We start from the raw sequence: 13,458 nt of genomic DNA, 5'->3' as shown, positions 1-13,458 counted from the left end.
AATGGTTTTAGTATTATCTAGGACTTATTTCTCTGATGGAACGAATGGGAAACTTGAATGTGCGGGTCGATTTATTTGCAACTGCATTGAATTGCCTTGGAAGCAAAATGAGGCAAGAGTTTCTTGCATTCCAGAAGGCAAGTATTTTATTAGAAGACGTTACAGTAACAAATTTAAATGGCATTTGGAGGTTGTAAATGTTGTAAACAGGAAGTTTATTTTGGTGCATCCTGCTAATAATGCTCTTTTAGAATTAAATGGCTGTATTGCTCCTGTAACTCAATTTTCTGGAGCTGGTTTGGGACTTAAATCGCGCAAAGCATTTTATAAATTGAAAGATTTGGTTTATAAAGTTTTAGATCGTGATGAGGAAGTGTGTTTAATTGTTCAATCTTAAAATTTAAATTATGAATATACTAAAAAGAGCGAAAGCTCCAACGCCAAAATTTTTCAAAGTGCTTCGAAATATTGGATTGGTCTTGGCTGCAGTTGGCGGAACTATTTTGACAGCACCGATAGCTTTACCCATTGTAGTGGGGACTATTGGAGGTTATCTTGCTGTTGCCGGTGGTGTGCTTACGGCAGTAAGTCAGATTACAACCAGCAATGAGGATGTTCCTATTTCTTCGAATGGAATGGGTGCTAGCAATACTAAAGTTTGAGAATCAATGCATATTGATATTTCGACCAAGATAAATACCGCTGGCGGTACTTTTTTGAGTGTGGTGCCAAATTTGCATTCGGAGGATATCTTGAAAACTGCACTATTGGCTGCGATTGGAGCTCTGGTCAGTTTTATAGTATCTGTACTGCTCAAATTTTTAATTAAGAAGCGCAAACCCTAGTTTGACTCAGGTTGTAATGCCATTGAGTTGATTGAAACAAAAGCCTAAACCGCAAGGAATGGGCTTTTGTTGTTTTTAAATTGAGTTGTCTGTTATCGGTTATCAGTTATTTCATTGCAGCAATGACTCAAACCATTGCCTGAATTCGTTCATAACTCCTGATAATTTCTTTGGAGTATCAACTTCTAAATTCTTAATTTGCGGCTTCAAATTAATAGGATAAAATGAAGGTCTGTATTGCCGAAAAACCAAGTGTAGCACGCGAAATCGCATCCGTTTTGGGAGCCAATACTAAACGTGATGGCTATTACGAAGGCAACGGCTATATCGTAACCTATACTTTTGGCCATTTATGTACTTTAAAAGAACCCAACGATTATAGGTCCTATTGGAAAAGTTGGGATTTGAATAACTTACCGATGCTTCCCGAAAAATTTGAAACCAAGGTGGTGGAGAATTCCGGTATCCAAAAGCAATTTAAAATTGTAAAAAGTTTATTTGACAAAGCGGAGTTGGTCATCAACTGTGGGGATGCTGGACAAGAAGGAGAGCTTATTCAGCGTTGGGTAATGAATGAAGCCAATTATAAAGGGGAGGTAAAACGCTTATGGATTTCCTCGTTGACTACCGAAGCCATTAAAGAGGGTTTTGAAAACTTAAAACCAGCAAGCAACTACGATAATTTATACTATGCAGGATTTTCAAGAGCCATTGGCGACTGGTTATTGGGGATGAATGCTACTCGTTTGTACACCGTAAAACATGGCGGTTACAAGCAAGTATTGTCTATAGGGCGAGTGCAAACACCGACACTGGCTATGGTTGTGGACCGCTTTGCTGCAATTGAGAATTTCGTACCGCAAGCCTACTGGGAGTTGCAGACCTTATATAGAGAAACACTTTTTAGTTATGAAGAAGGGCGTTTCTTGAAAAAGGAAGATGGTGAAATTTTGGCCAATAAGGTCAAGGAAAGTGATTTTGAAATTGTTGCTGTCGAAAAAAAGAATGGGAATGAGTTTGCGCCTAAACTGTTTGATTTAACAGGATTGCAAGTATATTGCAATACCAAGTTTGGGTTTTCGGCAGAGGAAACACTCAAAATTGCCCAAACCTTGTACGAACAAAAAGTAGTCACTTACCCAAGGGTGGACACCACGTTTTTACCAAACGATATTTATCCAAAAGTAGCCGGAATTCTTCAAAAGCTAACTAATTATGCCTCGTTGACGGAACCTCTTTTAGGAAAGAAGATTAAAAAATCGACTAAGGTTTTCAATGATAAAAAAGTCACGGATCACCATGCGATTATTCCAACAGGGATTCAGGCAAATTTGCAATACAATCAGCAGCAGGTATATGATATTATTACAAAGCGTTTTATTGCGGTTTTTTATGATGATTGTTTGGTAGCCAATACGACAGTAATTGGGAAAGCTGCCGATGTGCTATTCAAAACCACCGGAAAAGAAATCTTGAAAAAGGGATTTCGGGTTGTTTTTGAGGACCCGAACGCCAAAGAAAAAGAAGCTGATATATTGCCCAGTTTTGTTGTGGGCGAAAAAGGACCGCACGAACCTTCGTTTTTAGAAAAAGAAACGAAACCACCCAATCAGTTTACAGAAGCGACTTTACTGCGTGCTATGGAAACTGCCGGCAAACAAGTAGATGATGAAGATTTGCGCGAATTGATGAAAGAAAATGGTATCGGACGTCCATCTACAAGAGCCAATATTATCGAAACGCTGTTTAAGCGCCAGTACATTGTGAGAAACAAAAAACAGGTTTTGCCAACGCCAACGGGAATTCAGCTTATTGGCACCATTCAAAATGATTTATTAAAGTCGGCTGAACTTACGGGTTCTTGGGAAAAGCAGCTGAAAGATATTGAAAAGGGAACTTTTACCGCTGCGGCTTTTATCAACAATATGAAGCGCATGGTAGATGCTCTGGTGTATGAAGTGCGAAGTGAAAGCACTCGCGCCAATATTTCGCATGCGGGAAGCATTCAAAAACAAGAGATTGCTGTTGAGAAAAAGAAAGCCGGTGGAATTACGGCTGAATCCTGTCCGAAATGTAAAAAGGCAAGCCTTATAAAGGGGAAATCGGCCTATGGCTGCGGCGCTTATAATGCAGGCTGTGATTTTGTATTGCCCTTTACTTTTGCAGAGAAAAAGATATCAGAGAATCAATATTTGCGATTGCTTCAAAAAGGGTGTACGGTAAATTTGAAAGACTTTAAATTCGATGCCGGCACTGTGGAAGGTTTGCTGCGTTTTGATGAAAACTTCAAACTCAAATTAGAAGCTAAAAAAACAATGACGAAAACAGCGGTGAAAGTAACATCAGATTCATTAGCCTGTCCGAAATGCCAAAAAGGAATGGTTTTGAAAGGAAAAACAGCTTATGGTTGTAGTGATTATAAATCAGGTTGTGATTTTAAAGTAAGTTTTGAACTAGTAAGGGAAAAGTTAAAAGACCAAAAACCCACCAAAGAACTGGTTTATACTATTTTGAACCAAAGTAGCTAAGAAGGTTGCGACCTTGTATTTTCGTCTCTCAATTCCCAAACCAAAAACCGATGAAGCTCTCAGCCTGTCGAGGGGAACAACTGACAATTCCTACTTACTTTAGGTGTAAATCGAAGCATTTGAATTATACTTTCGTCACTATTTGAAAAGTATAATTCAAATAATGAAATGAATGTTTTTTATAGCAATATCAGATGCAGAAAATTATTTATTGAATTTGATTGATCATAAAAGAACAGTTAAATTACTTAAAAACAACAGGATTTATTAGTTTTAATAGATATAAAATTTAATAGCCAGAATGTTATTCTCAATCGTTAAAAATCAGTCGAATGGACGAAATGCGAAAATTTTCCTTATTTTAGCTTAGCATAAATTCCATGGTTTTTATTTTTTAGAAAGATGGCAAGAAACAAGATTTGGCTTTCGGCTCCTCATATGGGGGGAAGTGAACAGGAATATATTCAAGAGGCATTTGATACGAATTGGATTACTTCGATGGGTTCTAATTTGATTTTTTTTGAGCAAAGATTGGAAAACTACTTAGGTTCCGGACATGTTGCTGCTTTAAATTCGGGTACAGCGGCCATTCATCTTGGTTTAATTTTGTTGGGAGTGGAAGTTGGTGATGTTGTACTTTGTCAGAGTATGACTTTTGCGGCTTCGGCTAATCCTATTTTATATCTTGGAGCAACTCCTGTTTTTATTGACAGCGAAATCGAAACCTGGAATTTATGTCCAATTGCGCTTGAGGAAGCTATAATTGAAATTATTGCCAAAGGCAAAAAACCCAAAGTAATTATTGCGGTTCATTTGTATGGTATCCCTTATAAGATTGATGCTGTGCGGTCAATTGCCGATAAATATGAAATTCCTATTCTTGAAGACAGTGCCGAAGCTCTGGGTAGCAGCTACAAGGGGCAACAATGTGGTACTTTTGGAGATGTTGCGGTTTTTTCATTTAATGGAAGTAAGATTATTACAACTTCTGGTGGAGGCGCTATTGTGACTCGATCCCTAGCTTTAAAGAATAAGGCTGTTTTTTTGGCTACTCAGGCTAAGGATAATGCGCCACATTATCAGCATAGCGAAATAGGTTATAATTACAGGATGAGTAATATTTGTGCGGGTATTGGGCGCGGCCAAATGGAAGTGTTAGAGCAGCGTATTGCTTTAAGGAGAGAAATGCATGATTTTTATGTCGATTTATTCGCGAATATTGAAGAAGTAAAGGTGTTTAGTGTGCCTAATTCCGATTATTTTGCTAATTATTGGCTTACAGCGATTCTAATAGCCCCTGATGTAGTCAAAGGGATTGATCGGGAAGTCTTGAGGCTGGCTTTTGAAAAGGCTGATATTGAATCTCGCCCCTTATGGAAGCCGATGCATTTGCAACCCATTTTTTGCGACTATCCTTATTATGGTGAAAATATTGCTGAATCGCTTTTTAGAGATGGACTTTGTTTGCCTTCGGGATCTAATCTTACAAATGAAGATCGTTCGAGGATTCAAGCGGTTGTATTTGAATTATTTGGGCAATAAGATTGATTTGAGTTTCTATTGATAAATTAGATTAATAGAGACTAATGCGATCCATCTCTTTTTTGTTTATTCGGATTTTGAATAAAATTGAGGTAATTATATTTTTTTTTCAATTTTTTTAAGATTATTTTTGGATAATTAAAAGATATTAATCTTAAAAAAAAATACTTTGAGCGATAGTACCAAGCCAGATTCAGTGCAACAAACGTCAACTTTTTTTTCGAGAGAGAGTTTAAGATTTAACATTAAAAATTTAGGCTATTTGCCTAGATGGATAATTCTTGCTATCGATTTTATCGTCCTGTTATTTGCCTTTGTTTTTACAAAGCTTATTATAAACGGGATTGGGCTGCAATACATGGTTGGTTTCGATCGAACAACTTATGTTTTTTCTCTTATAGGGTTTAATCTTTTTACTTTTTGGTTTTTTAGGACTTATGCGGGGATTATCCGACATTCTTCCTATATAGATGCGGTGAAGTTATTGTTTTCACAGTCTTCCGTTTTGATTTTTTTCTTTCTTTTTAATTTGGGTTTTGAATTTTTTACTGGAGAAAAAGCAATGTTAAATACGGCCCTTTTTATCAATATGGTTCTTTCTTTTTGTGGACTGTTTTTATATCGGGTTGTTATAAAACAAACTTTCGAACTTTATTTTTCGGAAAATGGGACAGAGAAATTAATACGCACCATCATCTATGGTACGGATGCCAATGCAATTTCAGTGGCGAATGCTTTAAAATTTGAAACCCCTTCCCGTTTTAAAATTGTTGCTTTTGTTGATGTAAATAATCAAAATTCAACCAAGAGGATGTTGGATTTACCTATTTTGGCACAGAAGAAAAAATTGCCCACTTTGATGCGTTCCATTGGTGCTGAAGGGGTTATTATTGCCGATAAAAGCCTATCTAAAGAGGAACAATTGCTTATTGTTGATCAATGTTTGGAATTCAATTATAAGGTATATACTGTTCCGTTGATTTCAGATTGGGAAAATCAAAAAGAAATTTCTAAAAAGATTAAAAACATTGAAATTGAAGATTTACTTGAGCGAAAGCCTATTGTGTTAGACGACAAAGCTATTTCGAAACAATTGAAGGATAAAACCATATTGATTACTGGGGCAGCAGGATCTATAGGAAGTGAAATTGCAAGACAAGTATTGGGTTTTAATCCTAAAAAGTTAATTATATTAGATCAGGCCGAAACGCCTTTGCATCATTTATGTTTAGAGATTCAAAGTTGTAACAGCGATTCTAAGCTAGAGACGATAATTGCAGATATAAGGAACAAGGAAGCTTTAAAAGCTGTTTTTAAATCGTATAGACCCCAAGTCGTTTTTCATGCTGCTGCTTACAAACATGTTCCCTTGATGGAAGAGAATCCTTCGCAAGCGATCCTTACCAATATAGAGGGGACTAAAAATTTGGCTGATTTATCATGTGAATATGGTGTCAGAAAATTCGTGATGGTGTCTACCGATAAAGCGGTTAACCCGAGTAATGTTATGGGGGCCAGTAAAAGGATTGCTGAAAAATATGTGCAATCTCTACAGTTGAAAAATAAAGCGGAGAATGTATCGCATGCCACAAAATTTATTACGACTCGTTTTGGAAATGTTTTAGGATCGAACGGCTCTGTTGTACCTTTATTTACCAAGCAAATTGCTGAGGGAGGGCCACTAACTATCACTCATCCTGATATTATTCGTTATTTCATGACTATTCCAGAAGCTTGTCAATTGGTTTTGGAAGCGGGTGCCATGGGAAAAGGAGGAGAAATATACATTTTTGATATGGGTAAACCGGTCAAAATTATTGATTTGGCCAGAAAGATGATCAAGTTGGCAGGATTCCTTCCTGAAAAAGAAATTAAGATAAAAATTGTAGGTTTAAGACCAGGCGAAAAACTATATGAGGAATTGCTTAATGATACTTCTAAAACAATGCCTACCCATCATGATAAAATAATGATTGCCGAAGAAATTCAAGAGGAGTTTGGACCATTGCATTTAGCTATTGATGAGCTGATAGGGATTGCTCGTTTTTTTGAAAATGATGATATCGTTTCAAAAATGAAAGAGATTGTACCTGAATTTATAAGTATGAATTCTGCTTATGAGGTATTGGATAAAGAAGTATTGAGTAAATAATGTTTAATTGATTTTTAGATTAATAAACTAGTTTTTAATTTTTTAGTTAATAACCTTATTGTTTTAGAGGTGATTGCTTCGCCTATTTGCTATGCTTGGGTTGCTGAATCTTAAATTTTATATGATAAAAAAGTAATAGCTAATACTTTGTACTTAAGAGTAAAATTGTTTGCTATTGTTCTTTTAGTATCAATAACTCTAAATAAAAAAGCCGTCTCATATTTTGTTATGAAACGGCTTTTGTACTAAATAATAGACTTATTTTTTAGATTCTTCTACAGAAACTTTTCTAAACTCTTTCAAAAGTTTTTCTAGATCCAAAGTTGATTTACGAGCTCTTGTTCCGGCTGCTTTGTTTCCTTTTTCGATGTGTAGTTCAGCTTCTGTTTTGAATGTTTCGATTTCGCTACTGATTTTTTCAAATAAATCTTTCATAGTATTAATATATTAAATGAATGGCAAAAATAAAAGTTTGCGCCTAAACTACAACTGAGTTAGTGTTAAAATTCATAATGTTTTAGAATATAGTATAAAGCTGCATCTTGTTTTTATGCTGTAAACAGTAAAACATTTTTCTTCCTCGAGCTTGGTTAAAGCTTTTTGGAAGTAATAAAAGTAAAAAATGATATAGGTTTGTAGCTGTTACTGTTGATGTTAAGCTAAAATTCTTATATTTGTTAGGTAATGATTCAGATTGTATAAAAAAGGGCTCCATGATAAATTGGTTTTAATCCTACTAGACAATGAATACTACCAATAACACAGATGCTGAGTGGTTGTTTGAGATAACACCCAAAAGTAGCTTCTTCTCGCTCAACTTCAAAGAGGTTTGGCAATACCGTGATTTGCTATTACTTTTTGTAAAAAGAGATGTGGTTACGGTGTACAAACAAACGATTTTAGGCCCGCTTTGGTATCTGATTCAACCTTTATTGACTTCTATTACATTTACTATTATTTTTAATAAGGTTGCAGGGATTAGTACAGGAGTTGTTCCTCCTTTTCTTTTTAATCTTGCTGGGATAACGGTTTGGAATTACTTTACATCTTGTCTTAATGATACCTCTGATACGTTTAAGCGTAATGCCTCTATTTTTGGCAAAGTCTATTTTCCCAGAATCATCATGCCCCTTTCGGTGGTGGTTTCTAATTTGTTGAAATTCGGAATCCAGTTTTTGATTTTTATTGTTTTCTACTTGTTTTTTTATTTTCAAGGAGCCAGGATAAGTCTGAACGCTTTGGTTTTATTCTTCCCTTTGTTGGTTGTCCTGATGGGGGTTTTAGGACTGGGTTTGGGGATGATTATATCATCATTGGTGACCAAATATAGGGATTTAAGTTATCTGATTGGTTTTGGGACGCAGTTGCTGATGTATCTCTCGGCAGTGGTTTATCCTATGGCGTTAATCAAGGAGAAAATTCCTGATTACGGTTGGCTGGTCGCTTATAATCCGCTGGCTTATGTTATTGAAACTAGCCGTTATATGTTACTGAACGTGGGAACGATTTCGATCTTAGGATTAACTTATACTCTTTTGGTAACGATAATGGTGTTTTTTACAGGACTATTGTTCTTTAATAAGACAGAGAAGAATTTTATTGATACGGTCTAATAGTGAATAGTTACCTGTAATTCCCCATATTCACGCCTTAATTGACTCCTTCAGCTAACGGATAAAAATGAAAATTTAGATGAATATTAGGAAAAAACAATTAATCATAAATAATTGTTTTTTAAATCACTAACAGATAGTTAGTGTTTAAATGACAAATAAAATTATAAAATATGAAAACAATAGGTGATTTAAATCCTAATCTTAATTTAGAGGAATATGATACAGATAAAATATCCAGTAAATATTTGGATAAATACGCTCCTATACTGGAGCCTTGGGTTGGGAAAAAAATAACTCTGTTAGAATTAGGAATCCTTAAAGGAGGCTCACTCCAGCTATGGCATGATTATTTCCCTTTTAGCAAGATTGTCGGCATAGATCTGAATCTTCCAAAGAAATTTAAACCTGTGGAAAATATTTATATGTATGAAGGCAGTCAGGCGGACACAAAGTTTTTATCTGAGGTGGCTAATGAAATTGCTCCAGACGGATTTGATATTATTATTGATGATGCATCCCACATCGGTGAATTAACCAAGATTGCATTCTGGCATCTGTTTGATAACCATCTTAAGCCAGGAGGCCTTTATGTTATTGAGGATTGGGGTACCGGTTACTGGAATGACTGGCCCGATGGCAAAAGCCTTGACTTTAATATCTTTTCTCAACCTTCCAGCAAGGTTCCTCATTTCTTTGTGAGACTATCACAAAAAATCCGTAGAGGATTGATGAAATTTACTCCAAATTTTATAACACGAAAACTATCTGTGCTCTCTGCTCCTATGCCATGCCATAGTTACGGCATGGTTGGGTTTATCAAGCAATTAGTTGACGAGCAGGCTGCGCCCGATGTCACTAGAAAAAATCTATCTGGTAGGGCAGTAAGAGGTTCAAAATTTAAAAACATTATTATTACATCTTCTATTGTTTTCATAATCAAAGCAGATGGTCATATTAATTGACTGGTTAAAAACATTACTACACAACTCAATAGCAATGGAATTGACTCGTTCTGCAGGTTATAAAAACTACAGGTAACAGCTACTACAACGGATTTGGGCAATTGGCTTAATGGGAAGTTGGTTTTGCATTTGTGATGATTTGGCAAATCCGAATAATGGGCTTAATTTAGTCCCCCCCCCCGTAGTACCAGAACGTTAGTGGTGAATAGTTAGAAGTGAAAAGCGAATAGTAGGAGTTAGTTATACTAACTACCCATTTTTACGATTCACTACTCACGATTCTCTAAAGAAAAAGATATGGATCATAAAGATTTGGACGTTTGGAAAAAAAGCATGGACTTGGTTGAGTCTATTTATAAACTTACTCAAAAGTTTCCAGAAGTTGAAAAATTTGGATTAACCAGCCAAATGAGGAGAGCAGCTGTTTCCATTCCATCAAATATTGCAGAAGGAGCAGCACTAAAAGGAAATAAAGAATTACTGCAGTTTTTATATATTGCAATTGGCTCGATATCAGAATTGGAAACACAATATTTAATAGCAATTCGATTGGATTTTGTTGAAAAAGAGGATATATAATAACAGAAATAACAGAAGTAAAAAAGCTTTTGTTGGGATTTAAAATTATATAAATAATTGATTTAGTAGTTAAAAGTTAGTAGTTTTTATTTTACCATTCACGATTCATAAACAATGAAAGATATCATCCTCAAAGCCGAAAACATCTCTAAACAGTATCGCCTCGGGCAAGTGGGTACAGGTACGCTGAGCCATGATCTGAACCGCTGGTGGCATGAGGTACGTGGAAAGGAAAACCCTTATTTGAAAATTGGGGAAATCAATGATCGTAGTACAAAGGGAGATAGCGATTATGTGTGGGCTTTGCAAGATATTAATTTTGAAGTGGAGCGCGGGGAGGTTCTGGGGATTATTGGGAAAAACGGAGCGGGGAAATCGACACTTTTAAAAATATTATCTAAGGTGACTGCGCCTACAACGGGAAGCATTAAGTCGCGAGGGCGTATTGCTTCCTTACTCGAAGTGGGAACCGGTTTTAACGGTGAGATGACCGGCAGGGAAAATATTTTTCTCAACGGGGCTATTTTGGGTATGACTAAAAGAGAGATTGCTTCCAAACTCGATGAAATCATTGCTTTCTCGGGTTGTGAGCGCTATATTGATACACCAGTGAAACGCTATAGCAGCGGAATGACGGTGCGATTGGCTTTTGCCGTGGCCGCCTTTTTAGAACCTGAGATTTTGGTGATTGACGAGGTACTCGCAGTGGGTGATGCCGAGTTTCAGAAAAAAGCCATCGGTAAGATGCAGGATATTTCCAGGGGCGAAGGGAGGACGGTTTTGTTTGTGAGTCATAATATGGCGGCGGTGCGGAGTTTGTGTACGAGGGGGATCGTAATGGAGAATGGGAAGCTGGTTTTTGAGGGAGGGATTGAGGAGACCCTAGAATTTTATCAGTTTGATTCTGAATTTGAAAATGAAACTCAATACTTTGGAAGTAGAATTATAAAAAAAGCAATATTACATACTACAAACGGAACAATTAAATACAATAACAATTTTAGATTAGAAGTTTATTTTGAAGCCAAAAATAGTATCACAAATTTGGTACTCGGTATCGTAATAAAAGATTTGAATGATGTTGAGTTAATAGGAATTAATAATCGACATTATCATCAAGAAAAGATCAATAGTTCTAATGTTTTTAATGGAAAAATATCAGTTTATATTGAAAATTTGAAACTTTTACCAGGCCTGTATAAAATAGATTTGTATATGGGTGATTCTACAACTGACATTGAGATAATAAATGAAGCAATAAAGTTTACTGTAACAGAAAATTTTGAAGAGAAAGTAGTTAATAGTTTAAATATGAGTATTAATAAAGTTTTTCACGATGAAGTTGTTTGGCAATATTATAATATAAATAATTTGGATAATGATTAAAAAGGCTATTAAGAATTTAAAAGAAGTGTTTAAAACAGAAAGACAAAAAGAAACAGAGTTTTATAAAAAACTGTTTATTGAAAACTCTTATTGGAATTCTAATGAACCAAATGATGAAGAAAAACTAAGATGGGATATCATTGAAATTTTTTTAAAGGAAATTGAATATAAAAAAGGTGTTAATAATTATTCTATTTTAGATTTAGGATGTGGAAGAGGATGGCTGACCAATTTGTTATCAAAATACGGAGATATAACGGGGCTTGAGCCAATAAAGCCAGTTGTAGAATATGCAAGAAAACTATTTTCTGAAATTAATTTTATATGTGGAACTACAAAAGATTTGCTAAAGAAGGGGGAGAATAAAAAATTTGATTTAATTGTTGTTTCAGAGGTAATTGAGCATATTGCAGATAATAAAAAAAAAGAATTTGTAAAGGACATATTTAAATTATTAAATAATGGAGGATATTTAATTGTTACCACACCTAGAAAAGAGGTTCAAAGGGAATGGATTAAATATAGTAACCCAAATCAGCCAATTGAAGATTGGATGTCTGAATTAGAATTAGAAATTCTTATAACCAGCAATGGTTTTACTAAAATAAAAATAGATCGTTTTTCAGTTTCACCTGTTAATAGTGCGCCAAAAATTCAAATTTACCAATTGTGGTTATTTCAAAAAAACAACAATGAATAGTCCTAAAGTATCTATTATAGTCCCCTGTCACAATCAGGCTCAATATTTACCTGAGGCGTTGCAATCAGTCTTGGATCAAACCTATTTTTTTTGGGAATGTATCATTGTCAATGATGGTAGTTCTGACCATACCGAAGCAATTGCCCAAAAATGGATTGCAAATGATATTCGGTTTAAATATGTTTACAAAGAAAATGGGGGTTTAAGTAGTGCCAGAAATGCAGGATTAAAAGTAATTAAAGGAGATTATATTCAGTTCTTAGATGCAGATGATATTTTGGATAATAATAAATTGGAATTATCATTAGCAGAATGTGAAAAGGTTATTAATAGCAAAAGTAAAGTAGTGATTTCTAATTTTAGAATGTTTACTACTGATAAGAATTCATCAATAGATCCGTTTTGTGAATTGAAACAAGAGTATTTTACTTTTAAAGAATTACTTTTTGGTTGGGATTATCAATTTAGTATTCCAATACACTGTGGTTTTTTTCAAAAAAGTCTTTTAGATGGTTTTAAATTTCCAGAAGAATTAAAAGCTAAAGAAGATTGGGTAATGTGGTTAAGTATTTTTAAAAGTGAACCTCATGTTTCTTTTATAGATTCTACTTTAGCTTTTTATAGAATTCATGAATATAGTATGACAAAGGATTTAAAGCTTATGGAAGCTAATTCTTTGAAGGTAATAAAATGTATACGAGAGGTTGTTTCGGAAAAATATTTTATTGATTATTTATGCTTTGTTTTAGAAAAAAAATATTCTGAAGTTATTGATCTGAGTTTTAAAATTTCGAAGATAGAGAATTCAAAAGGTTTTAAAATATTAAAAAAAATAAAAGAAACGAGTGTTATTAGATTTATTTTTAGTATTTCTAAATAAGAAAATTACAAGTATAATTAGCTATTATAAATTGTTTTTTGAATAGGTATTGGTACTCTTGAACAGTCAAATTAATATGTATAATGAGGTTAAATGAGAGATTTTAGTTCAATGTACTGATAAGAATTGAATAATTAATTTAGAAGTGTTTTTGGTAAATAGAGTGATAATTATCAAAAGATAATACAACTTATTTTTTTGTTTTTTTAAATGTATAATGGGTTTAGGAAAGCAGTTTTGTTTATCTTTTTTAATTTAAGAGAGTTTA

12 protein-coding genes are annotated in these 13,458 nt (G+C 34.5%); 11 read left to right on the top strand and 1 reads right to left on the bottom strand.

From position 1 onward, the window contains the following. The first annotated feature begins 1 nt into the window (after nucleotide 1). The 5 genes from ACMDB5_RS01515 (at nucleotide 2) to ACMDB5_RS01495 (ending at nucleotide 7,067) form a co-directional block, all read left to right on the top strand. Nucleotides 2-397 carry a DUF5675 family protein gene (locus tag ACMDB5_RS01515; RefSeq protein WP_413999276.1) on the top strand — a complete coding sequence of 132 codons (396 nt, stop codon included), beginning with the start codon at nucleotides 2-4 and terminating at the stop codon, nucleotides 395-397. A 10-nt stretch (nucleotides 398-407) separates the two neighbouring features. After that, a complete protein-coding gene (locus tag ACMDB5_RS01510; protein WP_413999275.1) occupies nucleotides 408-662 on the top strand; it encodes a hypothetical protein in 255 nt (84 codons plus the stop codon). A 407-nt stretch (nucleotides 663-1,069) separates the two neighbouring features. After that, complete coding sequence (locus ACMDB5_RS01505; protein ID WP_413999274.1) at nucleotides 1,070-3,373, top strand: DNA topoisomerase 3; 2,304 nt, start codon at nucleotides 1,070-1,072, stop codon at nucleotides 3,371-3,373. Between the two features lie 402 nt (nucleotides 3,374-3,775). Then, nucleotides 3,776-4,915, top strand: a complete 1,140-nt coding sequence (locus ACMDB5_RS01500; RefSeq protein WP_413999273.1) for a DegT/DnrJ/EryC1/StrS family aminotransferase — start codon at nucleotides 3,776-3,778, stop codon at nucleotides 4,913-4,915. A 196-nt stretch (nucleotides 4,916-5,111) separates the two neighbouring features. Beyond that, complete coding sequence (locus ACMDB5_RS01495) at nucleotides 5,112-7,067, top strand: SDR family NAD(P)-dependent oxidoreductase (protein WP_414000348.1); 1,956 nt, start codon at nucleotides 5,112-5,114, stop codon at nucleotides 7,065-7,067. 258 nt (nucleotides 7,068-7,325) lie between these two features. Here the strand turns inward: ACMDB5_RS01495 and ACMDB5_RS01490 are convergent, their stop codons facing one another. Further along, the gene (locus ACMDB5_RS01490) at nucleotides 7,326-7,502 is read right to left on the bottom strand and encodes a histone H1 (protein WP_413999272.1); all 177 of its coding nucleotides are present in this window, start codon (nucleotides 7,500-7,502) and stop codon (nucleotides 7,326-7,328) included. A gap of 308 nt (nucleotides 7,503-7,810) precedes the next feature. Here ACMDB5_RS01490 and ACMDB5_RS01485 point away from each other — a divergent pair, with 308 nt between their 5' ends. The 6 genes from ACMDB5_RS01485 to ACMDB5_RS01460 all read left to right on the top strand — a co-directional run bounded on the left by ACMDB5_RS01485 (nucleotide 7,811) and on the right by ACMDB5_RS01460 (nucleotide 13,190). Then, a complete protein-coding gene (locus ACMDB5_RS01485; protein ID WP_413999271.1) occupies nucleotides 7,811-8,680 on the top strand; it encodes an ABC transporter permease in 870 nt (289 codons plus the stop codon). 173 nt (nucleotides 8,681-8,853) lie between these two features. Beyond that, nucleotides 8,854-9,645 carry a hypothetical protein gene (locus ACMDB5_RS01480; protein ID WP_413999270.1) on the top strand — a complete coding sequence of 264 codons (792 nt, stop codon included), beginning with the start codon at nucleotides 8,854-8,856 and terminating at the stop codon, nucleotides 9,643-9,645. A 297-nt stretch (nucleotides 9,646-9,942) separates the two neighbouring features. Continuing rightward, nucleotides 9,943-10,224, top strand: coding sequence for a four helix bundle protein (locus tag ACMDB5_RS01475; protein ID WP_413999269.1), 282 nt, complete (start codon nucleotides 9,943-9,945; stop codon nucleotides 10,222-10,224). 114 nt (nucleotides 10,225-10,338) lie between these two features. Continuing rightward, nucleotides 10,339-11,610, top strand: coding sequence for an ABC transporter ATP-binding protein (locus tag ACMDB5_RS01470; RefSeq protein ID WP_413999268.1), 1,272 nt, complete (start codon nucleotides 10,339-10,341; stop codon nucleotides 11,608-11,610). Beyond that, nucleotides 11,603-12,310, top strand: a complete 708-nt coding sequence (locus ACMDB5_RS01465) for a class I SAM-dependent methyltransferase (protein ID WP_413999267.1) — start codon at nucleotides 11,603-11,605, stop codon at nucleotides 12,308-12,310. The genes ACMDB5_RS01470 and ACMDB5_RS01465 overlap by 8 nt, the downstream gene beginning before the upstream one ends. Continuing rightward, nucleotides 12,303-13,190 carry a glycosyltransferase family 2 protein gene (locus ACMDB5_RS01460; RefSeq protein WP_413999266.1) on the top strand — a complete coding sequence of 296 codons (888 nt, stop codon included), beginning with the start codon at nucleotides 12,303-12,305 and terminating at the stop codon, nucleotides 13,188-13,190. Before ACMDB5_RS01465 ends, ACMDB5_RS01460 begins: the two co-directional genes overlap by 8 nt. The last annotated feature ends 268 nt before the right edge of the window (nucleotides 13,191-13,458 follow it).

This window comes from Flavobacterium sp. W1B, assembly GCF_047344965.1.
GTDB lineage: Bacteria > Bacteroidota > Bacteroidia > Flavobacteriales > Flavobacteriaceae > Flavobacterium.
Note: the sequence above shows the minus strand (reverse complement) of the source record. Positions and strands in the feature narration are given on the sequence as shown.